Source organism: Brunnivagina elsteri CCALA 953 (assembly GCF_002289455.1).
Lineage (GTDB): Bacteria > Cyanobacteriota > Cyanobacteriia > Cyanobacteriales > Nostocaceae > Brunnivagina > Brunnivagina elsteri.
Genome location: NZ_NTFS01000014.1, coordinates 12,349 through 35,770, shown reverse-complemented (window position 1 = coordinate 35,770; position 23,422 = coordinate 12,349). Strand labels below are relative to the sequence as shown.

At 38.9% G+C, this 23,422-nt stretch carries 29 protein-coding genes; 12 read left to right on the top strand and 17 right to left on the bottom strand.

The features are described 5' to 3' along the window. Nucleotides 1-138: 138 nt before the first annotated feature. The 3 genes from ureG to ureE are packed head-to-tail and all read right to left on the bottom strand — an operon-like array spanning nt 139 to nt 1,870. Nucleotides 139-735, bottom strand: a complete 597-nt coding sequence (gene ureG, locus CK510_RS02505; protein ID WP_095720187.1) for an urease accessory protein UreG — start codon at nt 733-735, stop codon at nt 139-141. Between the two features lie 21 nt (nt 736-756). Continuing rightward, on the bottom strand, nt 757-1,449 hold the full coding sequence (locus tag CK510_RS02500; protein ID WP_095720186.1) for an urease accessory protein UreF: 693 nt from the start codon (nt 1,447-1,449) through the stop codon (nt 757-759). Continuing rightward, nucleotides 1,424-1,870, bottom strand: a complete 447-nt coding sequence (gene ureE, locus CK510_RS02495) for an urease accessory protein UreE (protein WP_095720185.1) — start codon at nt 1,868-1,870, stop codon at nt 1,424-1,426. The genes CK510_RS02500 and ureE overlap by 26 nt, the downstream gene beginning before the upstream one ends. 108 nt (nt 1,871-1,978) lie before the next feature. Between ureE and CK510_RS02490 the strand changes: the two genes are divergently transcribed. Then, nucleotides 1,979-2,377 carry a hypothetical protein gene (locus CK510_RS02490; RefSeq protein ID WP_095720184.1) on the top strand — a complete coding sequence of 133 codons (399 nt, stop codon included), beginning with the start codon at nt 1,979-1,981 and terminating at the stop codon, nt 2,375-2,377. 138 nt (nt 2,378-2,515) lie between these two features. On the opposite strand, the gene CK510_RS02485 is transcribed toward CK510_RS02490, so the two are convergent. Then, a complete protein-coding gene (locus CK510_RS02485) occupies nt 2,516-2,770 on the bottom strand; it encodes an SWEET family sugar transporter (RefSeq protein ID WP_095720183.1) in 255 nt (84 codons plus the stop codon). A gap of 62 nt (nt 2,771-2,832) precedes the next feature. Then, nucleotides 2,833-3,921 (bottom strand): chorismate synthase, encoded by a 1,089-nt coding sequence (gene aroC / locus CK510_RS02480; RefSeq protein WP_095720182.1) that lies wholly within the window; start codon nt 3,919-3,921, stop codon nt 2,833-2,835. A gap of 758 nt (nt 3,922-4,679) precedes the next feature. Between aroC and CK510_RS02475 the strand changes: the two genes are divergently transcribed. From CK510_RS02475 to cydB, 3 genes are all read left to right on the top strand, one after another. After that, the gene (locus CK510_RS02475; RefSeq protein WP_095720181.1) at nt 4,680-5,555 is read left to right on the top strand and encodes a hypothetical protein; all 876 of its coding nucleotides are present in this window, start codon (nt 4,680-4,682) and stop codon (nt 5,553-5,555) included. Nucleotides 5,556-5,676: 121 nt separating this feature from the next. After that, nucleotides 5,677-7,119 (top strand): cytochrome ubiquinol oxidase subunit I, encoded by a 1,443-nt coding sequence (locus tag CK510_RS02470; RefSeq protein ID WP_095720180.1) that lies wholly within the window; start codon nt 5,677-5,679, stop codon nt 7,117-7,119. 18 nt (nt 7,120-7,137) lie between these two features. Beyond that, nucleotides 7,138-8,154: a cytochrome d ubiquinol oxidase subunit II gene (gene cydB / locus CK510_RS02465; RefSeq protein ID WP_095720179.1), complete on the top strand. Its 1,017-nt coding sequence runs from the start codon at nt 7,138-7,140 to the stop codon at nt 8,152-8,154. A gap of 65 nt (nt 8,155-8,219) precedes the next feature. Here the strand turns inward: cydB and CK510_RS02460 are convergent, their stop codons facing one another. After that, entirely contained in the window at nt 8,220-8,975 is a 756-nt protein-coding gene (locus CK510_RS02460) for a phytanoyl-CoA dioxygenase family protein (protein WP_095720178.1), read from the bottom strand. A 119-nt stretch (nt 8,976-9,094) separates the two neighbouring features. Here CK510_RS02460 and CK510_RS02455 point away from each other — a divergent pair, with 119 nt between their 5' ends. Continuing rightward, a complete protein-coding gene (locus tag CK510_RS02455; protein WP_095720177.1) occupies nt 9,095-9,466 on the top strand; it encodes a DUF2237 family protein in 372 nt (123 codons plus the stop codon). A gap of 100 nt (nt 9,467-9,566) precedes the next feature. On the opposite strand, the gene CK510_RS02450 is transcribed toward CK510_RS02455, so the two are convergent. After that, nucleotides 9,567-10,775: a 4-hydroxy-3-methylbut-2-enyl diphosphate reductase gene (locus tag CK510_RS02450; RefSeq protein ID WP_095720176.1), complete on the bottom strand. Its 1,209-nt coding sequence runs from the start codon at nt 10,773-10,775 to the stop codon at nt 9,567-9,569. A 184-nt stretch (nt 10,776-10,959) separates the two neighbouring features. Between CK510_RS02450 and CK510_RS02445 the strand changes: the two genes are divergently transcribed. Both CK510_RS02445 and CK510_RS02440 read left to right on the top strand, forming a co-directional pair. Further along, nucleotides 10,960-11,394, top strand: a complete 435-nt coding sequence (locus CK510_RS02445) for a hypothetical protein (RefSeq protein ID WP_095720175.1) — start codon at nt 10,960-10,962, stop codon at nt 11,392-11,394. A 168-nt stretch (nt 11,395-11,562) separates the two neighbouring features. Next, the gene (locus tag CK510_RS02440) at nt 11,563-13,932 is read left to right on the top strand and encodes a tetratricopeptide repeat protein (protein ID WP_095720174.1); all 2,370 of its coding nucleotides are present in this window, start codon (nt 11,563-11,565) and stop codon (nt 13,930-13,932) included. Here CK510_RS02440 and CK510_RS02435 read toward each other — a convergent pair whose 3' ends face one another. The 7 genes from CK510_RS02435 to CK510_RS02415 all read right to left on the bottom strand — a co-directional run bounded on the left by CK510_RS02435 (nt 13,933) and on the right by CK510_RS02415 (nt 16,477). Then, entirely contained in the window at nt 13,933-14,238 is a 306-nt protein-coding gene (locus tag CK510_RS02435; protein WP_095720173.1) for a type II toxin-antitoxin system RelE/ParE family toxin, read from the bottom strand. Beyond that, nucleotides 14,235-14,504, bottom strand: coding sequence for a type II toxin-antitoxin system ParD family antitoxin (locus CK510_RS02430; RefSeq protein ID WP_095720172.1), 270 nt, complete (start codon nt 14,502-14,504; stop codon nt 14,235-14,237). The genes CK510_RS02435 and CK510_RS02430 overlap by 4 nt, the downstream gene beginning before the upstream one ends. 23 nt (nt 14,505-14,527) lie before the next feature. Next, on the bottom strand, nt 14,528-14,710 hold the full coding sequence (locus tag CK510_RS32515; RefSeq protein ID WP_211293066.1) for a hypothetical protein: 183 nt from the start codon (nt 14,708-14,710) through the stop codon (nt 14,528-14,530). Between the two features lie 115 nt (nt 14,711-14,825). Further along, complete coding sequence (locus tag CK510_RS33210; protein WP_245911816.1) at nt 14,826-15,062, bottom strand: hypothetical protein; 237 nt, start codon at nt 15,060-15,062, stop codon at nt 14,826-14,828. After that, complete coding sequence (locus tag CK510_RS33205) at nt 15,059-15,205, bottom strand: hypothetical protein (protein WP_245911815.1); 147 nt, start codon at nt 15,203-15,205, stop codon at nt 15,059-15,061. Before CK510_RS33205 ends, CK510_RS33210 begins: the two co-directional genes overlap by 4 nt. Next, nucleotides 15,202-15,474 (bottom strand): hypothetical protein, encoded by a 273-nt coding sequence (locus CK510_RS02420; RefSeq protein ID WP_095720171.1) that lies wholly within the window; start codon nt 15,472-15,474, stop codon nt 15,202-15,204. The genes CK510_RS33205 and CK510_RS02420 overlap by 4 nt, the downstream gene beginning before the upstream one ends. A 70-nt stretch (nt 15,475-15,544) precedes the next feature. Then, complete coding sequence (locus tag CK510_RS02415; protein ID WP_245911814.1) at nt 15,545-16,477, bottom strand: SGNH/GDSL hydrolase family protein; 933 nt, start codon at nt 16,475-16,477, stop codon at nt 15,545-15,547. A gap of 97 nt (nt 16,478-16,574) precedes the next feature. On the opposite strand from CK510_RS02415, the gene CK510_RS02410 reads away from it, so the two are divergent. The 4 genes from CK510_RS02410 to CK510_RS02395 all read left to right on the top strand — a co-directional run bounded on the left by CK510_RS02410 (nt 16,575) and on the right by CK510_RS02395 (nt 17,972). Then, entirely contained in the window at nt 16,575-16,976 is a 402-nt protein-coding gene (locus tag CK510_RS02410; protein WP_342745920.1) for a BrnT family toxin, read from the top strand. Beyond that, on the top strand, nt 16,963-17,217 hold the full coding sequence (locus CK510_RS02405) for a hypothetical protein (protein WP_095720170.1): 255 nt from the start codon (nt 16,963-16,965) through the stop codon (nt 17,215-17,217). The genes CK510_RS02410 and CK510_RS02405 overlap by 14 nt, the downstream gene beginning before the upstream one ends. Nucleotides 17,218-17,364: 147 nt before the next feature. Continuing rightward, a complete protein-coding gene (locus tag CK510_RS02400; protein ID WP_095720169.1) occupies nt 17,365-17,592 on the top strand; it encodes a type II toxin-antitoxin system Phd/YefM family antitoxin in 228 nt (75 codons plus the stop codon). Further along, complete coding sequence (locus tag CK510_RS02395) at nt 17,589-17,972, top strand: type II toxin-antitoxin system VapC family toxin (protein ID WP_095720168.1); 384 nt, start codon at nt 17,589-17,591, stop codon at nt 17,970-17,972. The genes CK510_RS02400 and CK510_RS02395 overlap by 4 nt, the downstream gene beginning before the upstream one ends. 43 nt (nt 17,973-18,015) lie before the next feature. Here the strand turns inward: CK510_RS02395 and CK510_RS02390 are convergent, their stop codons facing one another. Both CK510_RS02390 and CK510_RS02385 read right to left on the bottom strand, forming a co-directional pair. Next, the gene (locus tag CK510_RS02390) at nt 18,016-18,828 is read right to left on the bottom strand and encodes an NYN domain-containing protein (protein WP_095720167.1); all 813 of its coding nucleotides are present in this window, start codon (nt 18,826-18,828) and stop codon (nt 18,016-18,018) included. 186 nt (nt 18,829-19,014) lie between these two features. Continuing rightward, nucleotides 19,015-20,424: an ammonium transporter gene (locus CK510_RS02385; protein ID WP_095720166.1), complete on the bottom strand. Its 1,410-nt coding sequence runs from the start codon at nt 20,422-20,424 to the stop codon at nt 19,015-19,017. A 431-nt stretch (nt 20,425-20,855) separates the two neighbouring features. Between CK510_RS02385 and miaB the strand changes: the two genes are divergently transcribed. Beyond that, the gene (gene miaB / locus CK510_RS02380; protein ID WP_095720165.1) at nt 20,856-22,232 is read left to right on the top strand and encodes a tRNA (N6-isopentenyl adenosine(37)-C2)-methylthiotransferase MiaB; all 1,377 of its coding nucleotides are present in this window, start codon (nt 20,856-20,858) and stop codon (nt 22,230-22,232) included. 457 nt (nt 22,233-22,689) lie between these two features. Here miaB and CK510_RS02375 read toward each other — a convergent pair whose 3' ends face one another. After that, on the bottom strand, nt 22,690-23,334 hold the full coding sequence (locus CK510_RS02375; protein WP_245911813.1) for a hypothetical protein: 645 nt from the start codon (nt 23,332-23,334) through the stop codon (nt 22,690-22,692). Between the last annotated feature and the right edge of the window lie 88 nt (nt 23,335-23,422).

Below are 23,422 nucleotides of genomic sequence, written 5' to 3'. Positions count from 1 at the left end.
CAACCTCTCCGATGTACGCTCGTCTAATGCGGCTACCTTTGGAAGTCACTCCGTGCCTACCCGCAGGGTACGCAGATGGGAGTGTACCCCACCCAAATGAAATGTGCTGTAATATCAAATGTTGGGTTATTACTAAAATCAAATAATATGCATGGAAACAAACTCAATTATATTAGTTAATCCATCGCGAGTTTTCAAATTAGTAAAAACAAAAGGTTTGTCACCACGCATTTTCTTAGTATCCCGTTCCATCACACCCAAATCAGCACCAACATAAGGAGCTAAATCAGTCTTATTAATCACTAATAAATCAGATTTAGTAATACCTGGACCACCTTTACGAGGAATTTTATCACCTGCGGCGACATCAATTACATAAATAGTTAAATCGACTAATTCAGGACTAAAAGTAGCAGCTAAATTATCACCACCACTTTCTAAAAATATCAAATCTAAATTAGCAAAACGTGCTTCTAACTGTTCAATTGCAGCCAAATTCATCGAAGCATCTTCACGAATGGCAGTATGGGGACATCCACCAGTTTCTACCCCAAGAATACGCTCCTTTGGCAAAGCTTGCGATCGCACTAAATATTCTGCATCTTCTTGAGTATAAATATCGTTCGTCACCACTGCTAAATTATACTTGTCCCCCATCGATTTACATAGGACATCGACTAATGCTGTTTTTCCTGAACCAACTGGTCCCGCAACCCCAACTCGATATGTCATAATGGTATCCCAAAGGTTTGTTTTTCAACTACGAAATAGCCTTGTATACAATACCTCATGCTGCATACTGGCAAGGGATAAACCCCAACTACAACAACTCAAATCATCATCTTCTAATGTGATAATCTCCTCAACTGCGCGACTAAAAAATGGTTGCAATGTAAATAGTAGTTTTTGTCCTGCGGTTTGTCCAAGGGGAATCAACTTAACTCCAGCAATTATCAGGTTACTTGCCCAACTCTGTAAATATCCTAATAATCCAGCTTGCGGATTAATTTCCGCAAATGCTAACGCAATCCCGAAAGCGACTGCATAATTACAAGCACCATGAATATGATTAAAAATAAACTGTATATCTGGTTGTAATTTTACAAGTAATTGCATCAGGGAACGTCCCATTTGCAAACTCGAACTGCGTAACTCTTCAGTTTCCCGCAATGCAGACAACCACAAATTCCAATCTGACAAAGCTGCAAAGTCATGGTTTTGGATAGCTGCATATACCCTGACGATTACCGCAGCTTCGAGACGAATTGCACCATAACGCAATTCTGCAACTAACCACTGTTGTAGCTGAATATCAGATGAAATTACGCCATTATCTATTAGGGTTTCCAAACCTTCGGAATAACTATATGCTCCCACAGGTAAGGTAGAATTAACTAACTGCAACAACCATAAAAAATTGCTATTAGTTAGGGTGATGTTGGTGTCCATAAGCACCCCTTTCCGGGTAAAAAGGTAAAATTTCGGCTTTGACGAACAGTCCTAATTGTTCCAACATTGCTTGTAAAACATTATCTGGAGAGATTCTGAGATAACGTGATGTGATTTCCACAGGTACGTGACGATTTCCCAAATGATATGCCGCACGTAACAAATCTGACTGACTGTTTGCGATCGCAGTTAATACAGCTTCAGATTTTGCAACAATCCGAATGAGATTATCGCCAGTTTCATCAAGCAAAATATCTCCATCTTGCAAAACTGTACCACGGGGTAAACGTAAAAATATCACCTTGCCATCGTCAAGCTCAAACCGATGACGACTGCGGGTTCTTTCTTCTGCTGTCAGTGGCAAAGTCAGATTTACAGAGATATTGGGGTTTGAAGATTGACGTTGAGTAACTGTGAACATGTTATTTGTACTGAATTTTTGGGAACTATCTAAACATAGCAACTTATTGATTTTACCTACGTAGTTTTTACGTGTTCTCAGTATTTTTCCGTACGGAGAGGTTTTACCATGACTGTCAACAAAGTAGTATCTAAACGAGTAATTTTTAAGCGTATCAGAGCAGTATTTATTCTTGCTAGTTTATCATTAATTGGCTTGAGAGCTTGCAGTTCTGTAGATGAATCACAAGCAATGTTAATTCTGCGAAATCAATCAGAAAGTACAGTAAATTTCATGCAAGTCAAAGTCAATAATAAGACATTTGAAATCCAAAATATACTTCCAGGTCAAGAACAAACATGGAAATTTAAACCTAGGAATCAAAATTCATTTACAGTAAATGGTAAACTTGCCGCAGGTATTCCGATTCAGGCTTCTTCATTAAGAAGTATGGCTACTCCAAGTAATAAAGAACATCATTTGACAATTCAAGATAACGGTCGAATTTCTTACAGTAGTCCCAAATAAACTAGTAAACCAAATCGTAGGGGCGGGAAAACCCCGCCCTCACTAATGATAAAATTGGAAAATCAGATAGTTGGGATATTTGATGTTCTTTCTATTCCCCGATTCCTTAAAAAATGAACCCAGATGAAACACTTGAATTTATTTATACTTAATTTTCAACCAGAGAATGATTAAGTTAAAAAATAGAGTGATGCTGTTAGCAAAGATAATTGGTAAAGCATTCAGAGAAATTCCGTAAATTAACCAGAGGAAAATACCCAAATTAAAACTAATCAACATCACAAAAGAAACATCTTTGGCTGATTTACTTCGCCATGTTTTTAGCATTTGCGGTACAAATGAAAACGTGGTTAAAGTGGCAGCGACTAACCCTAAAATTGTAATAAAATCCATTTATTAAAGCATTATATCCATAATCATCCCGATGATTATACTCATTGTGGGAGTCTCAGAAATTACAGCAACTTACATTGTCCATGATTCCTTAATAAATGGTCGCACAAAACTAAAGCCACCATCGCTTCCACCATCGGTACAGCACGGGGTAAAACACAGGGGTCATGTCTTCCTTTACCAGCTAAAACAGTCTCTTCACCTTCATTTGTAACGGTTTTCTGCTCTTTACGGATAGTTGCAGTAGGCTTAAATGCTACACGAATAATGATATTTTCCCCATTAGAAATACCACCTTGAACCCCACCGGAACGATTAGTTAGAGTGCGAATTTCCCCATCTTCATCAGTATAAAATTCGTCGTTATGTTCAAAACCCGTCAATAAAGTGCCATCAAAACCCGAACCAATTTCAAACCCCTTACTAGCGGGAAGGGACATTACAGCCTTAGCAATATCTGCCTCTAACTTATCAAAAACAGGTTCACCCAAACCCTTGGGAACGTGACGTGCGACGCATTCAACAACACCACCAATCGAATTACCTTGTCTGCCAGTTTGCTCGATTAACTCAATCATTTTATCGGCAGTTGCAGCGTCGGGACAGCGGACAATATTGCTTTCCACATCTGCTAAAGTGACTGTATTGACATCAATAATTCCTTCCAAACCCTTGATGCGTTGAACATAAGCGATAACTTCCACACCAGCAACTTGCCGGAGGATTTTTTTAGCGATCGCACCTGCTGCCACCCTACCAATTGTCTCACGAGCGGATGACCTGCCACCACCTTGCCAGTTACGAAACCCATATTTAGCATCATAGGTTGCATCTGCATGGGAAGGACGATACTTCACCGACATCTCATCATAATCTTGCGATCGCGTATCTTTGTTGCGTACCAAAATGGATATGGGAGTACCCAGAGTTTTCCCCTCAAACACACCAGAGAGAATTTCGCACTTATCCTCTTCCTTCCGTGGTGTAGTAATTTTACTTTGTCCAGGTCGTCTGCGATCGAGTTCAAACTGGATTTCCTCACTGCTAATTTCCAGTCGAGGAGGACAACCATCAATCACAACTCCCACACCACCACCGTGAGACTCACCAAATGTCGTAATCCGAAACAAATGCCCAAACGTATTACCCATAATAATCTTTCATACGCGCCCAGTTTTTATATTTTACCGCGTTAAGCTCCGCTTATCGCCAAAGGCGTATCGCACCCAGCGAAAACCCAGGAAGTCGGGTTCCTAACCCCCACAAATAATCTTAAACTCAGCACGACTAACCAAGTAACCCGACTTCTCACCCCACGGGAAAACCCCAAAAAAAATTTGGATTATTTTTCTCTTGTTAAAGTAATTAACTTTAAGTTAAGAAAGAAAAAATTTAAATTTATAAATTTATTTAACAATTATTTCCTGTAATATTAAATGACGGTGTTCCTACTCAAGATAGATGTTCCCTAGATACTTACGGGAGATAGCATTTGCAATCTCATCCTCTAAGCTAATAAAAAGGAGCCTTTCTACGGCAAATGGAATCTAATCAGATATTTTTTTAGATAAAGAAAAAAATAAAACTTTAGCTCTGTCACAGTGAACAATTGTGTGGTGTGAGCAGTCAAAACTTTAAGAAAATACAAAGAGTAACCCAATATAAAAACAGAATAGTGAAAGTTAATTTAATTGCGGCGCAAAGCATTAGTGTTTTTTCAGGAAATAGCGCTGTCATAACTTGTATCTATTCCTAAATAAGAAAAATGGGTTTATTAGTCATTGGGGTGGCATAAGAGCAAATTTAACCAGGGATGGCGTAACCAAATAATAGCAAATTATCACAGCTTGCTATCACTTTTTGAACGCCGACAATACTTTACTAACATTGGATAGGAAGAATGTAGGCTATGACTTACCAAATCGAAAGCGAACCCTCACCCAAACGACGTAGTGCAATTCAGAGTATTTGGGATGTAGGTGTAATTGTATCACTAGTGATTCTGGCACTTTCTGCCCAAAATGGAAACTTCAATCAACCGACTGCATCTTCACCATTAAAACCAATCCATGCATCTGAAGTTGCGAACAACTCAAACAATTTTCGGGGAAAAACAGTAACAATCGCAAGTAAACCGATCGGACAAATTGGTACGAATTCCTTTATCCTCAAAGATGGATTTTTCTCCCAGCAAGAGCCAGTTTTAGTCGTGAATGCTTCGGGAGTACCATTCAAATTACCAAGCGATAAGCGGAGCTTAATGCCGGAGGCATATCGCAATGTGGAAATACAAGTTACAGGTAAGGTTCGCAACTTTTCGATTTCCGAAATTGAACGCGACTACAACTTGAATCTACAAGCAGAGCAATATCGCGATTATGTCAACAAACCTGTGGTTGTCGCAGAAGATATCATCCTGGCTCCACAACCCAATCAAATCGCAGATAACCCAAAATCCTATTATGGTCAGACTGTGGCAGTTACAGGGAAAGTTGGGGATATTACCAGTCCAATTCTGATGACATTGCATCAACAAAGAATATTTCGCGATATGCCTCTGGCATTAAGCTCCGCTTATCGCGATTTACCCGTTTTACTGACATCCGAACTAAAAACCCCTATTAATAAAGGTCAGAAGGTTGCGGTAGTCGGTGAAGTTCGTCCATTTATAGCGAGTGAAATTGAGCAACAATACAACCTCAACTGGGATTCTGATGTCAAAAGAGAAATGGAAGCAAAATATCGAAATCAGCCCATTCTAGTTGCTGAAACTGTATATCCATAGTGCGTAAATCTTAACTACTACTTAATGTCGTATCTTAAGTTCCTATTAAGATATGTAACTGCTGGGACAAACGGCTACAACATTAAACGGAGTAGCCGATTTTTTGGGAACCAATGCACTTATGGATTTTCTTTCCAATACCCTTGTTTTGTCGCGATCGCAATTCGCACTAACGGCATTATTCCACATGCTCTGGCCCGTACTCACTACTGGTATGGGCATTTATTTGGTCATTGTCGAGGGATTGTGGTTAAAAACCCGCAATCCTGACTACTATCACCATGCTCGCTTTTGGTCGAAGTTATACATCCTCAACTTTGGAATTGGGGTAGCAACGGGGATTCCAATGGAATTCCAGTTTGGGACGAATTGGGCACCTTTTTCGGAAGCTGTCGGTAACTTTTTTGGCAGCATCATGGGATTTGAAGCGACTTGGGCTTTTATGCTGGAGGCAGCTTCGTTGGGAATTATGGTGTTTGGTTGGGAACGTGTCAACCCAGCAATTCACTACGTTGCCACGATTCTTGTGGCTGTTGGTGCGAATATGTCTACATTTTGGATTTTGGTAGCAAATTCGTGGATGCAAACCCCTGCGGGTGGGGAATTAGTTAATGGTAAGTTTATTATCAGTGACTATTTTCAGGCAATATTCAATCCGTTCATGAAATACAGTATTCTCCACATGTTCTTTGCCACATTGGAGACTTCGCTGTTTGTAATTGGGGGAATTAGTGCTTGGTACATCATCAACAAACGTAATTCAGCGTTTTTCTCGAAATCGTTAAAGATAGTTTTGGCTACGATTATTGCCGTTGCTCCGTTACAAGTCTATATTGGTCACTTAAGTGCGGAACAGGTATACGAACGTCAACCCGCAAAGCTGGCAGCAATGGAAGCAAAGTGGGAAACATCTCCCGCAGGTAAACCCGCAAATTACAGCTTGATTGCATTACCTAACGATAAAGCTGAAAAAAATGATTGGGAAATTAAGATACCGAATGGATTGGGTTATGTTCTCGAATTTAAACAAAATCTCTCCAAACCTGTACTCGGATTAAAGGATTTTCCACCGCAAAACCGACCCCATTTAGTTGGTCTAATTTATTACGCTTTCCGCACAATGGTAGGTATTGGATTCGCCCTAGTTGGGTTGATGTTCTTGACTGCCATACAATGGCTGCGGGGCAAACTTGCGGAGGAGAATATTGAACAGCAAAAATGGTTACTCCGTGCTTGGATATTTGCTGCACCACTTGGTTATATCGCGATTGATACAGGTTGGATTGTTCGCTGTGTTGGTAGGCAACCTTGGACGGTTTACAATCAACTCCGCACTGTTGATTCGGTGTCTCATTTGCCACCAAGTAATGTTCTCACCACTTTGATTGGTTATGCAGTGGTTTACTCGTTTCTGTTGTTTACTGCTTTGTATTTTGGCAGTCGCATCATTCGCAAAGGACCAAATTTGCAGTTACCAGTACCAGGAATCGACACTGAGGTAGCTATTGATACGACTCCCGCAGAGTTTCTCCCCGATGAACGTCCAGTTGAAGCACAGCAGTAAGTTTGGTAGTAGTAGAAAATGGAAACGCTTAAATATTTTCTTCCTCAAGTTTGGTTTGGAATTCTTGCCTTATTTCTCTTCCTTTATGTGATGTTAGATGGATTTGATTTAGGTGTGGGAATTTTATCGCTAACAGCATCGAATGAGGAAAGACGCGGTATTTTAATGACAAGTTTGAGCAATATTTGGGATGCAAATGAGACTTGGTTAGTATTAATGGGGGGAAGTTTATTCGGTGCATTTCCCCTTGCCTACGCGACTATTTTGAATGCACTTTATATCCCGATTAACATCATGTTGTTTGGGTTTATTTTTCGGGCTGTGGCATTTGAATTTCGCGAACATGCGAATCGAAAATTGTTTTGGAATCTAGCTTTTGGAGTTGGAAGTTTTTTAGCTGCACTTGGTCAAGGTTTTGCATTAGGTGCTGTTTTGAAAGGGATTAATGTCGATAAAGCTGGGCATTTTATTGGTTCTACTTGGGATTTTTTAAGCTGGCAATCAATACTAGTTGCCTTAACTTTGATTCAAGGTTACGTATTGATTGGTTCAACTTATTTGGTTTGGAAAACTGAAGGTGAGTTGCAGGAAAATCATTATCAAACTGCTAAGTTATCTGCGTACACTACTTTAATGGGTGCAATTTTCATTACTATTACTACGCCGATATTTTATGAAAGTGCCCGGAGTAAGTTATTTCAAGCTCCATTAGTTTATATTTTTGCATTAATTCCCCTATTAGGAATTTTGCTAATATATCAACTTTTGAAGAGTTTGGAAAATAAAAAGGATAAAGCACCTTTTGTTTGGACAATTTTAATTTTTGTACTGACATTTATCGGATTAGCATTGGTGGTTTTCCCTTATGTGATTCCTTCGCAAATAACCATTTATGATGCTGCTGCTGATGCTAGTGCGTTGGTATTCATGTTGATTTTTGTTGGCTTCTTAATTCCGGTAATGTTGTTTTATAACATCTACCAATATGTGGTTTTCCGGGGTAAGATTACCAGTCATGAACATGGTTATGAATAGTTTCTGATTTTTTAACAAATTCAAGAGAGACGCGATGTATCGCGTCTCTACATTTTTCTATTAGGTTAGGTGGAAATGCCAGGTATTCTGAGGATTTGCCGTTGTTGCGGGGTTAAATCGGGAAAATTATCGGCATTGTAGTAGTATCTAGCCCAGGCTATATTTTGTGGTGAGTATTTGTAAAATATTGTGGTGCGGCATGTCTCCGACATTAAGCTTTGCTTATCGCATTCTCCTTTCCAGGGAACAGTACCATGTGTCAATGCTTCGGTAAATATGATTGCACTTCCGGCTTTGACTGATACCGTTTGTACACAACTATTAACTTTCTCTAGATTTAGCCATTCTCTAGGGAAGGAATAATTACTTTTGTGACTACCTGGTACACAACCAAATCCACCTTCGGAAGGATTGACATCGTTGAGTTCGTAAGCAACAGCAGTCAAACCATTATGCATTTTACCATGTTTAAATTCGTAGAATTGACAAGGGTCATAAGGAGTTCCACCACCGTGAAGAAATGAACCCACTGGACCTTCTCCTTGCCGGATAATATGTATATAATCATGGTCTAAACGAAATTCTTTTCCTAGTAGTTCGGCAAGGTAGGGAGTGACATGGGAATTATCGATTAAATCGCGAAAAGGTTTGCCCCATACCAGCATCGAATCAAAGCGAAGTCTACTAGCTTCGGGTTGATTTTGATTAACTATTTGTTGATTGACTATTTGTTTTAAGGTTGCTATTTGTTCCCTGTTGAGGGCATTTTCAACTACTATATATCCTTGTAAGTCAAATAAGTAGCATTCTAATTCGGTCATAGATTTTGAGGTTTACCTTTTTTAGTTTATGTCCTAAGTACTGATTACTGACCACTGACAAAGCTGAATTTGTTAGAGTTATATTAATCCAAAATCTAAAATCTCAAATTCAAATTATTATGACTGATGCAAAAAATGTCTTAGGTGGAAATCTGGAATTTTGCTGTGGTTCCCCGGTAACTGGTTTTTACCGCAACGGACTATGCGAAACTGGACCAATGGATATGGGAGTTCATGTGGTTTGTGCAGAAGTTACCGAGGAGTTTCTCGTGTTTAGTAAATCCCGTGGGAATGATTTAACCACACCAATGCCCCAATACAACTTTCCCGGATTACAACCTGGAGATAGATGGTGTTTGTGTGCTTCCCGTTGGAAAGAAGCGCTGGATGCTGGTTTTGCTCCCCCGATAGTGCTGTCAGCTACCCATGAAAAAGCATTGGAGTATGTTTCCTTGGATGAGTTGAAAAAGAAAGCTTTGAACGTGAATTAGTTTGCGATCGCATAGATTTTGTACTCAAGAATCAATACATGAATCGAATGCGATCGCGTCAGCGAACCGTAGGTTTATCGTTAAGATATCAAATCTAAATCTAAACCATCACTGCTGATGCTTTCAATTCAAAGATTTTCTCAATAATCTCTTCGACAACTTTATCAGGAGTGGAAGCACCAGAAGTAACACCAACAACAATTTCACCTTCTGGTAACCAATTTTCTGTTATCTGCAATTCTCCATTTAATTCGCGATGTTCAATCTCATTTTCTGATTTAATTCTTTCTACACAATCAATATGGTATGAGGGTATGTGATTTTCTTCAGAAATTTCTTGTAAATGAGTCGTATTCGATGAATTAAATCCACCAATTACTAACATTAAATCTAGCTTTTCTTTGACCAATTCAAACATCGCATCTTGACGTTCTTGAGTCGCATCACAAATGGTATTAAAGCTTTGAAAATGTTGGTTTAATTCTTGTGGACCATATTTTTTCATCATTGTCCGCTCAAATAATTTACCGATTTCTTCGGTTTCACCTTTTAACATAGTGGTTTGATTGGCAATACCAACTCTTTCTAAATCTACATCGGGGTTAAATCCAGCCGAATGAGATTTACTAAACTTCGCCATAAATTCATTTTTATCACCACCATTTAAGATGTAATTAGCCACATATTCAGCTTGCTGCATATTTAAAACAATTAAATATATTCCCGCAAAAGAACTAGTCGCAACCGTTTCTTCGTGGCTGTATTTACCGTGAATAATTGAAGTAAATTCGACCTTTTTATGCTTCTCAACTGTGTTCCAAACCTTAGAAACCCAAGGGCAAGTAGTATCAACTATTTTGCAACCCTTTTCATTGAGAATTTGCATTTCTTGAACACTAGCACCGAAAGCTGGTAAAATCACCACATCACCACTGCCAACGATAGAAAAGTCCTTATTTCCAGCTTCAACGGGAATAAATTTGACTTCCATTTCCCGCAAACGTTGGTTTACCGATGGATTATGAATAATCTCATTAGTAATCCAAATTTGTTCAGTGGGAAAATGCTGACGAGTCTCATAAGCCATTGCCACAGCACGTTCTACCCCCCAGCAAAAGCCAAAAGACTGAGCTAGTTGGATAGTGACATTACCGCGTTTAAAATTGTAATTGCGATCGCGTATCTCTTGAATTAAATTGCTTTGGTATTCCGACTTTAATTGGGTTGCAACTTCAGCTTGGTGACCAAAACTACGACGATGGTAGTTTTCCGATTGTTGGAGCGATCGCTTAAATGCTTTGGTATCCATTTTGGTTATACAAACAGCTTCAAAATTTACTATCTACTATTTTCCCACGGGAATGGGGAGTCGGGATTATTTCTGTTCACTTTAGTATAAGTATAAGTACTAGAAAAAAAGTTATACATTATTTTTGGGGAATCACTGCAATTATGCTTGTATTATTTCCTAATTAGCTTTTGGAGGTAAGGTAATGGAACCTTTAAGTTTGGGGATATTAGGGCTTTTGATTTATGTTGGTGATAAATTTGCTGGTTGGGCAATCGAGAAGGGTTTTGATACCAGTTATGAGGAGATTATAGGGCAGATGGAAGCTAAATCACCGGATGTTGCCAAAGTAATGGCTTTACCTGCTGGAGAACGACAGGACATTGGGGAGGCTGTTTTGGTGGGAATGGTAGAGGATGTCGCTAGGGATAACCCGGAAATTGGGGAAAGGTTGGTAGATTTGGGAAATGGGGTAAAGGATGTAGCGAAGGATAATTCTGGATTGGAAAAATCGATAAATGATTTGGTGGAGTTGTTGAAGAAAGAACATCCCCATATAGTTAACGAAAATTGGCAAGGGATAAATTTTAAAAATGCGAATCCAACCATTAGTGGAAATACATTTAATTTCGGCAAATAATTCCTGACTTGTGGAACAGGCATCCTGCCTGTTTTAGATATTATCTGCGGGCAAGATGCCCGCTCCACAAATATTATTATCAAAAAACAAATTCTGCTTGTGGAACAGGTATCCTGCCTGTCTAAATATTCTCAGAATACAAACAGTAATGAAATCCGAACTAATTTTATGAGTAATGAGAATTGGCAGGGAATAAATTTTAAAGATTCAAATCCTATTATTCAAGGAAATAATTTTAATTTCTATCCTAAAAATTCGATATTTTCACCTATTAAAAATATTCCCTATCGTGGTTCGTCGCAATTTGTTGGACGGGAAAGGGAACTTCAGCTATTACATGAAAAGTTGAATTTATCCCAACCTGTGGCAATTTCTGCTGTGGCTGGAATGGGTGGTGTGGGGAAAACTGAATTGGCGATACGATATGCACAACAGCATGAAAGTAATTATCCTGGTGGGATTTGTTGGATAAATGCGAGAGGTGGAAATATTGCTGGAGAAATTTTACAATTAGCTGTATATTTTGGTTTGGAAATACCCCAAGTTTGGCAGGGAAGGGAGTTAAATTTACAACAGCAAGTCAAATGGTTATGGCAGAATTGGCAACCACTAGAAGGCTCGGTATTGGTGGTTTTAGATGATGTTATTGATTTAGATAATATATTAGATTTTTTGCCAAATGAAAATCGATTTCGGGTTTTGATCACAACTAGATTGCGAAATTTAGATACTAATATTGAGGAAATTCACCTTGATGTTTTATCCCCAGATGAAGCTTTGGAATTGTTGAAAAAAATAATTGGCGAAAAAATTGGTGAATATAAATTTAATCAAGAAATAGAAACAGCCAAGGAATTATGTAAATGGTTGGGATATTTACCTTTGGGAATTGAATTAGTGGGAAGGTATATAGTTAAAAAGCCTCCGCATTTCACTTTGAGGAAAATGTTGGAGCAATTGAAACAGCAGCGACTACATCAAGAAGCAATAAATCCGCAGCAAAAAGGATTGAGTACCGCACAACGAGGGGTTTTAGCTGCATTTGAAATCAGTTGGGTAGAATTGAATCAGGAAACACAACAAGTTGCAGCGTTATTAAGTCTGTTTGCAGCAGATATTTTTGTTTGGGAATGGGTAAAGTCGATGACTCAATCACTCAATTGGGATGAGTCAGATGTTGAGACAGCAATTGAGCAACTGTACCAACGTCACTTGGTACAGTGCTTAGAAGAAGGAGGCATATATTACTATAAAATACATCCTTTAATTCGGGAATTTTTACAAATCAAATTAATAGCTTCTGCTGGAAGTAACAAATTCAAACAGGCATTTGCTAGCACTTTTATCGAAATTGCTCAGACAATTCCTGATTCTGCAACCCTGGAATTAATCAACTCAGTCAAAAATGCGATTCCTCATTTAACAGAAGTCGCAGAAAACTTAATTGATGCAGTCAGTGATGAAAATTTAATTTGGGTTTTTACTTATTTAGCTAGATTTTACAATGAACAGGGTTTATATATATTGGCAGAACCTTGGTACGAGCAATGTGTCTCAGTAATAAAATCCCGTTTGGGAGAAAACCATCCCGACTATGCAGGCAGCTTGAACAATTTAGCTTTACTCTTCGATTCCCAAGGAAAATATGATCGTGCAGAACCCCTTTGCCAAGAAGCATTGGAGTTAACAAAACGCATTCTTGGAGAACATCATCTCAACTATGCAATCAGTTTGAACAATTTAGCTGGACTCTACAATTCCCAAGGAAAGTACGAAGCAGCAGAACCTCTTTATATCCAAGCATTGGAATTAATCAAATCCATACTCGGAGAAAACCATTCCAGTTATGCAAGCTGTTTGAACAATTTAGCTTTACTCTATAATTCCCAAGGAAATTACTACAAAGCAGAACCCCTTTGCCAAGAAGCATTGGAGTTAACAAAATGCATTTTCGGAGAACATCATCCCAAATATGCACAAAGCTTGAACAATTTAGCTTTAATCTACTACTCTCAAAGAAAGTACGATCATGCAGAACCTCTTTATATTCAAACATTAGAGTTAACAAAACGTATTCTCGGAGAACATCATCCCAACTATGCAAGCAGCTTGAACAATTTAGCTGCACTTTACTATTCCCAAGGAAAGTACGAAGTAGCAGAACCTCTTTATCTCCAAGCATTGGAATTAAGAAAATCTATCTTCGGAGAAAACTATCCCGATTATGCAAGCAGTTTGAGCAATTTAGCTGAACTCTACAAATCCCAAGGAAAGTACGAAGCAGCAGAACTGCTTTATATCCAAGCTTTGGAATTAAGAAAATCCATACTCGGAGAAAACCATCCCGATTATGCAACCAGTTTGAACAATTTAGCTGAACTCTACCAATCCCAAGGAAGGCACTATGAAGCAGAACCTCTTTTTATCCAAGCTTTGGAAATATGCGAACAAAGTTTAGGTATTGCTCATCCAAATACCATGACGGTTCGGGGTAATTATGCTATCTGTTTGAAAGAAATGTCTCAGAGGAAAAGGTAATTATGAGTCTTCCTCAAACAATGCATCTAAATCCTGATATCCATTAACAACTCGTGTAATTTCAATCCCATCTTCAATTTGACGATAAAAAATCAAATAATCATCCACAGGAAAACTACGCAAAAAGGGAGAAAGTTCATCACGTCTACGTCCCATATTCGGAAAACTTGCTAAATTACGACATTTTTGATTAATTTTCTTTAGCAAAGACTCAGCAGCATCAAAACTACTGTTATCAGCGATATAATCAATTATACTTTCAATATCTCGACTTGCAGGAGCAGTAAATCTACAAATATTACTCATTTACCTGCTTGTTGACGACGCTGTTTTAATTTCTGCTCTAGTTGACGAAAAACTATCTCCCCGTCAATCACTTCCCCACGTTCGGAAGCTTCAACCCCGATCGCAATTTCCCGCTTTAATTCCTCAAATCTACCTTTGTAAATATTTTCCCGTTCCTCCAGTAGTTTAATACCCGCAATAATCACTTCCTCAGTGGAGGTATATTTACCGCTTGCTACTTGACTTTGGATAAATTGCTCTAATTCAGGAGTTAGGGAAATACTCATAAATAGTGTTTGTCTTATTTTTCCTATATTCTCAAATTATAAAGGAGGAATGGGCTAGAAATTGCATTGATTTGTTTGTAGTGGAGATATTGCGATCGCTTCTTTTGTCGCAATGACAGCTTGGTTTTTGTCGTTTGGGTTGGAGTGCGATCGCTTGTTGCTGACAATGACGTTTTTTGGTGCTTTGGGTTAGAGTGCGATCGCATTAATTTGTTCGTAGTTGGAGAGATTGCGATCGCATTGATTTATTTGTAGTCGTGGGAATAGTGCGTTAGCGAAGCTCAACGAAGTTATCGCGTTTAAATTTATCTAATTCAAAATCTATGACATTGAAGACGATATTTTTTCTAAGGAAACCAAACCATTATCTTCAAAATCTATCTCCAGATGATATCCTTCCATCATCGCAACTCCCAATAACGGTTTATAACCGGAAGCTAAAACGAGTACTACTTTTTCTACATCATCCCAAATAACAGTCGCTAAATGTATAGCTGTTAAAGTTTCGCTACCATCGGCTAATTTGATAGGGGTACTGGAATGCAAAGGAAGATTCATTGCACTGACTGCTTGGGTGGTAAAGTAAGATAGCCGTTAAATCCAGTATCTACGACAAAATTCAACGAGAAATCTGGTTGTTGTGGTAAACGAAAAATCACTGGAACTATAGCCTTGCGATCGATTAATCTTCCGTGAATCATTCAACGATACGCTCCATCGAAGCACCAAAACTAAACGCAACATCATAACCAATTCGCATGGTAAATAATCTAGCGTTGGGATTTTTCTGCTTCAACATTAATCCTGATTCTACGCCACTTTTATCGATTCCATATTCGCCAGTTTCAGCATCAATCACAATCATCATGCCAATATTATCGCCATGCTCAACTTCTTGACGAATCCCATTTTCATAAAACTGTCTGGCTCTTTGGGCAACTTCCTCTACAGTCCAAAAAATAGCCTGCATAATTACACCTGCTTTATCTACGGTTTTCCCATATTCTCATTATAGATGCGTGCGATCGCATATTGAGTATTTATGGCTTTCGTGGATTTGGATTGGGTATCACCGATTTATTTTGATTATTTAAAACTGGTACTTTTTGCTCTTCTAACATCATATTGCTGTAAAGCTGTAAAGCCGAACGCCAAACTAAATAACCTTGTTTACTCAAATGCAAACCATCCGTACTCAAGTCGTTCCGCAAATTACCTTGATTATCAGCAAATAAAGGATGTAAATCCAAATATTTAATGTTTTGTTTCGTGGCTAAATCCTTTAATTTCTCATTTAACTCACGAATACGATGATTAGAAATAGCTAATAACTTATCTCGTCCTTCCCAAGTTGCATTTTCCCCACCGTGGGGCAAAATTGATTGAATTACAAGTTGGGCTTTGGGATGTTTCTTCTGTAGATAAGCTGTGATTTTGCGATGATTTTCTAAAATGTCCTCGTCACTAATTCCCTTGACAAAATCGTTAATTCCAATCATCACCAAAATTGTTTCCGGTTGTGTCTTATCAAATATATCCAACCGATTAAATAAACCTTCACTAGTCTCCCCAGAAATACCCTGATTTAACCATTCCCTTTGTTGCGGTAATAACTCAGTTGGAAACCACAAAGATAGGGAATCTCCAGCCAAAACCGTCAGACGCTGAGGACGTTTTATCGCTGCAATATTTGCCTCACTCCTGAGGACATCTTCCCATTGTTTGTAGGTCAGTTTGTGGCGTTTTCCCAGTTCAGGAGTAGGGGTTGGTGATGGGTTAGGGACTATTGTTGGTGCTGGGATTGCGCTAAAAAGTCCATTTGCACGTTCCTGTCGCCAAAATAGCATTGCCACAGCCCCGATTAATATCAGGTTGGATAGCAGCGATAAAAAAGCCCAAAGGGGAATAGTTTTGGCTTTTTTGGCAGTTTTCGAGTCGTTTGGAGATTTTGGGGTTTTGACTGATGAAGACACGAGAAGTGATTATTGTTAGGTGTGGGAGAAGCAAGTAATTATACGATATGGAATTGATTTTAGAACATGTTTGTATAAAAAAGTCAATAATAATTTAATGAGTAGGATTGTTAGGGATTGTATCTGTGCTGGTATTAGGGCGTTAGGGTTGTGTCAAGATTCTGAATGGGAAAAATTTTGTTTTTTAATTTGTGCGATCGCATGTAAATCAATTGACGGTAGTAAAATGAAGTTTGATTGGGATACAAATAAAGCAGCAAGTAACTTGTCAAAGCATGGGGTTTCGTTTGAGGAGGCACAGACTGTTTTTGATGATTCACTCTACGTTGACTTCTACGATCCAGAACACTCCGTCAATGAGGAACGCTATCTTATTGTTGGGGAGTCAAAACGAGGACGTTTGCTAATTGTGTCATATACAGAGAGAGGGGATTCAATTCGCCTCATCAGTGCAAGGGAATTAACACGACTCGAACGAGAAATTTATGAAGAACGATAATTCAGAACTGGAAGACGAACTTAGGGCAGAATATGACTTGAAGAGCCTAAGGGTGAGAAAACTTGGGGCTGGACGCAAAAGCTTTGGTGGTGTTGTGATTCGTTTGGAACCTGACGTGGCTGAAATGTTTCCGAGTGCTGATGCAGTGAACGAAGCGCTAAGATTTTTGGTTAGAGTTACACAAAATAATCAATTTTCTTCGCCGAAACCCCATCCCAATAATTCTATTGGAACAGATTGACCTAGTTGATAATGTTGTATAAATCCTAATTTCAGCGACTCAACCGAAGTGTTGATGGGCAAAATTTTGTTTTTTTAATTTGTGCGATCGCAGTATTGAAAATTCAAATATTGCTACTCTAGAAATAAAGATTGGGAATACTAGATAATGCAACAGGTCGATATAAATGAAGCTCAAGCCAAAATTAGCCAAATTCTGCAATCGGCTCTGGAAGGTGAGGAAATAATTATCACCCGTAATAATCAACCCATACTTAAATTAATTCAGTTTTCCCCTAATCGCAAACGACGACAAAAAGGCAGTGCCAAAGGTCAAATTTGGATGGCTCCAGATTTTGATGAGCCGTTGGAAGACTTTAAGGAGTATATGGAATGAAAATACTCCTCGATACCCACACCTTTCTCTGGTTCGTCAACGACAGTTCCGAACTCAGTAATAATGCTAATAAACTACTTGAATCTGATGTCGATTTATTGCTCAGTGTTGCCAGTTTGTGGGAAATCGCGATCAAAGTCAACCTGAAAAAACTAACCTTGCCAGATGCCTATGAAACTTTTATTCCCCAACAAATAGCACTCAATAGTATTGAAATTCTTCCAATTACGCTACAGCATCTGACGGTTGTCGCCAAATTACCATTGCATCATCGCGATCCTTTCGATCGACTATTGATTGCTCAAGCGATCGCAGAAGATATCCAAATCATCAGTGCGGATAAGAAATTCGATTTTTATAGTGTCGATCGACGATGGTAAGCCAAAAGCATAATGCGTGACTGATAATTGATGAAAGATAACTTTATGCTGCTTGCTTTAGTCTAAGTTTTTTATTTTTAGTATTTGTTTTGTCTGCCTGTTTTGAATCCCATTCAAAAACCTCAACCTTATTTACTAGTTTGACAAGGCTGTTACATCCGAAAAGTTTACAGGAAAAACTTTGCTTTAATTTCTGCTGGCATAATAAGTTGAGTTGGGCTTCGAGTTGTCCTACTGTAACCCATCCACCACTAGAGGCAACATTTTTATAAGCTGCTTGAGTAATTTCTAATAGCTCTTTTGTAAAGGTTTTTGAATTGGTTTGTTTAGCTGTGTTAGTTGAACTATTATTAGTATTTCCCGAAATTAGTTGTAGTGTCGGTTGTGAAGTTGTAGAGATACTACAATTCGCCAGTTGATCAAGATTAATAAACTGATGATAGGCATTTTTCAGGATAGATGCTGAGTTTTGTCTCCCGATACCAATAACTGTTTGACCAGATTGTTTTATACGACGGACTAGTGGCGCAAAATCGCGATCGCTGCTGACAATGCAAAAATAATCTATCTTGTGGGTATGCAATAAATCCATTGCATCAATAACGAGTTTTATGTCAGTTGCATTTTTCCCAGATGTAGGAGTCGGAAGGGAATGAATAGGTTCAATTTCGTATTCAGTAAGCATAGGTTTCCAGCCCTTCAATTGTTCTGCGAACCAATCTCCATAAGCCCGTTTGATGACAAGTCCACGATGGAACCGTAATTTCTTCAATATCTGTTCAATCTCTTGAGAAGAACCGATATTATCCGCATCTATGAGGATAATAATGCTTGCACCCTCTGGTAAATCAATCATAATAAAAGTAAAATTTAATACCAGTTTAGAGGGAAAAGAATAATAATATCCACCGAAATTATGCGGATTCTGTCTCGTTATTTATAATTTAAGCAGCTTGCGGTTTGACTGAATCATAAAACAAAAATTTCCGACCTCCATCAGGAAGCCGGAAATTTGAACCCTGAAATTTTAACTAAAAATTAATTAATGTCTGCTGCTCATGGAAATACGATCGCCAAATTCTTCGTTGTAACCTTCCTCTCCATGTTCGCTAATATCAATACCTTGGAGTTCTGCTTCTTCTTTGACGCGCAAACCAACTGTTGCATCAACAAATTTGAGAATAATCCAAGTACCAACACCAGAAACAACATATGCGATCGCGATCGCAGCAAATTCCACCAACATCTCTTGAGGGTTGCCAGCCAACAAACCATTTTTACCACCTGAGTTGACAGCAACAGTGGCAAATACACCCGTGAGAATCGCCCCCACTGTACCACCAACACCGTGAAGGGGGTAAGTATCCAAAGCATCATCGATTTGGACTTTGTGCTTGAAACTGACTGCGTAGAAACAAACAAATGCGGTAATTGCACCAATTAAAATCGCTGCTAGTGGTGTCACAAACCCAGCAGCAGGAGTAATCCCCACCAACCCAGCCACAGCACCAGTAGCGGCACCAACTGTTGTCGGTTTACCCCGCAATACTTTTTCTAAAATTAACCAGATTAAAGCCCCAGCTGCGGCTGAAGTATTGGTGTTAACAAATGCTGTAGTCGCTAATCCTCCAGAAGATAAGGCACTTCCAGCATTAAATCCAAACCAACCAAACCATAACAAACCAGCACCTAACAAAATAAACGGTACATTATGGGGAGGGCTGAGTTTATCGGGGTAGGTTTTGCGAGGTCCAAGAACGATTGCTGCGACTAGTGCCGAAACACCAGAACTAATATGAACTACCGTACCACCAGCAAAATCTAACGCCCCTAATCCACCGTACAAACTTAACAATCCACCTTTTGCCCAAACCATATGTGCTAAAGGTGAATAAACAAAGGTTGACCACAGCAATACAAACAAAGAGTAGGCAGTAAAACTCATTCTTTCTGCGATCGCACCTGACATTAAGGCTGGGGTAATGATGGCAAACATTGCTTGGTAAATCATGAATGCCTGGTGGGGAATGGTTCCGGCATAGGAAACCACTTCAGTTGGGTTTGAACCTTTGAGATAGCCAGTTGTTTCTACCCCGACTCCATTTAATCCCAACCACTTAAACCCGCCAATAATTGCGTTCCCAGGGGCAAATGCCAGACTGTAACCCCATAAAACCCAGGTTACACCGACAATTGCCATGACTACAAAACTCATCATCAACGTATTCAGGACGTTACGCGATCGCACAAATCCACCGTAAAAGAAAGCTAAACCTGGTGTCATTAACAACACCAATGCCGCAGATATCAGTACAAAAGCTGTATCTCCGGAGGTTTGAGCGGCAGCTACAGCATCCGCTACTTTTTTCAAGTCTGTGGCTGTAACTGCTTGAGCGAAGGCATTACCTGTTAGGGGACCGCCAAGGAAAAGTAAGGCGATCGCTACTATCATCACACAAGTTCGGGTCAAGTTTAACACCAGCTTTGGATTATGAGGTTACTCAGTTGCAAGATTAACAAAAGATTAACTAACTAAGAATATACGGCTAATTTCAGTTATTTTTTGTTAAGAATATGTCTAATGGTAGTTACTTTTTGTAAAAAAAAGTGTATGATAATCCACCTTCCTCCTTCCTCTGAAGGTAAGTTCTAAATTCCAGTATTGATAAGCTTTTGAACTCCGTAGCTTGAGTCTCGATAGTGTCAAAGCATCAAACAATTTCAATCAAACAGCAAGCCAAAAGTCAGAGGATGGGTAATCGATCTGTGAAAATCCCATTTACCCATTTATTCTGTTGTGCGATCGCGGTGACAAAAAAACTATAATCTATCAATAGTTATTTATCTTTAGAATCTAATCGCTAATTCCTACTGCCTAAAATTATGACCACTTCAAAACGCCGCTACCACATTACAACCTTCGGTTGTCAGATGAACAAAGCCGATTCCGAACGCATGGCTGGCATCTTAGAAGACATGGGCTTTGAATGGTCAGAAGACCCAAATAACGCTAAAGTAGTCATTTATAATACTTGTTCCATTCGTGATAACGCTGAACAAAGGGTATATTCCCACCTCGGTAGACAAGCTGCTCGTAAACACAAAGAACCAGATTTAATCCTCGCGATCGCGGGTTGTGTGGCACAGCAGGAAGGGGAATTGTTGTTGCTTCGAGTACCCGAATTAGACTTGGTAATGGGACCACAACACGCAAATCGTCTCCAAGATTTACTACAACAGGTTTTTGATGGGAATCAAGTTGTGGCGACGGAATCAGTCCATATTATGGAGGATATCACTAAACCTCGCCGCGATAGTAAAGCGACTGCCTGGGTAAATGTCATCTATGGATGTAATGAGCGCTGTACCTATTGTGTGGTTCCCAATGTGCGAGGAGTGGAACAGTCGCGAACACCAGAAGCGATTCGCGAGGAGATGGAGGAGTTGGGAAGACAGGGTTACAAGGAAGTGACGTTGTTGGGTCAAAATATCGATGCATATGGACGGGATTTACCGGGGACTACACCGGAGGGTCGCCATTTATACACTTTGACTGATTTATTGTACTTTGTTCACGATGTACCGGGAATTGAAAGGATTCGTTTTGCTACGTCTCACCCCCGTTATTTTACTGAGCGTTTAATTAAGGCATGTGCTGAGTTACCCAAGGTTTGCGAGCATTTCCATATACCTTTCCAATCAGGTGACAATGAAATATTGAAACGGATGTCACGGGGTTATACCCAGGAAAAATATCGTCGCATCATCGATATGGTTCGCAGATATATGCCAGATGCATCTATTACTGCTGATGCAATTGTGGGTTTTCCTGGAGAAACTGAGGAACAGTTTGAGAAAACCCTGAAACTCACGGATGAGATTGGTTTTGATTTGGTGAATACTGCGGCATATTCCCCACGTCCAGGAACTCCTGCGGCTGTTTGGGATGGGCAATTGAGCGAAGAGGTGAAAAAGGATAGATTGCAACGAATCAACCACTTAGTCAATATTAAAGCAGCCGTGCGATCGCAACGATATATGGGACGGATTGAGTCCGTGTTAGTGGAAGAACAAAACCCGAAAGATGCCATGCAAGTGATGGGAAGAACCTGTGGTAATCGTTTGACGTTCTTTACTGGGGATATTAATGAATTGAAGGGGAAAATAATCAAGGTGAAAATTAACCAGGTACGACCATTTAGTTTGACGGGTACAGTTGTCGATGAGGTTGTAAAGGTGGAAGCTGCTTTAACCGTATAAAGTAATACTCAAAATACATTCTCCAAAATTGTAGGGGCGGGGTTTTCCCGTCCTTGTTCAGGATAAGATTGATAGATATATATAAGCTGGAATATTTTGTTTTCTGACAGTCCCTTAATTATACTAAAAATGGCTAAGGATTATACCTTTTATCTGCCAAACCTAATATTTATTAAGCCTCTCCCCTTAGTAAGGGGAGAGGTTGGAGAGGGGTTCTATATTAATCAAATTTTAAGCCGTTTGCGGTATATACCAAAAACAGTTAAAAACTTTACTTTTTCAACCTAAAACTATGAAATTTAAGTCTCTCCCCTTAGTAAGGGGAGAGGTTGGAGAGGGGTTCTATATTTAGTCGGCTTTTAAGCCTTTCACAGTATATTATTTAGGAATCTGAATTAAATAAAATACAAATTCCGATTATCTAGATTAATGTTGGGTTACACAATCGCTGAATTCCTTATTTTAACGAACTATAAAATGAATAGTTACCGTGAGAACCAAAAATCTGTAAATTCCAGGTTTTAAAATCTTCAGCAGTCATACAAGCACCACCTCTTCCTTGTAAAACAAGACGAAATTTTGTATTAGGGGCTATACCTTTAGCAAATATCCCATTCCCGGTAACTTTCCCCTCTAAACGTAATTCTTTATAAAGTTGAGTTCCACTACCTCCAGCTTGCGGTTTTTCATATAAATCAGTTTTGAAAGTGACTCCATTAGTGGGAATAGTTAAAGATAGGGTTCCTGTTTTTCCTTGCTCATCTTTAAATAAAAAATTCCAAATTCTCTGTTTTTTAGTCAGTGATAAAGTATAGTTGGTTGAGTTAGAATCAACTCCTATATTCTCTCCTCTTGCACTCTGATATATTTTAGCTGTTGGAGTAAATTGTAAGCGATTTATTTCTTTAAATTCATAATCATCAAGTTTATTTGAAGTCTGTGACCATTCTCCTGCATTTGCACAACAAGCACAAGCATATACTTCTTTAGGTAAAGCGAAGATAGTTAATAATGGAATCAGGATTATATAAGAATTGATTTTTTGTAAACAGTTTGATGTGTTCATAATTGTGAAGTAATAAATTAAGGGATGTAAATTCATTTTCCCAAGAACAATCATAAAGCATGACAATAATTATAACTGGTTTGGTATCTTTTCGTAATTAAATATAGGAATAAGTAATTAACCG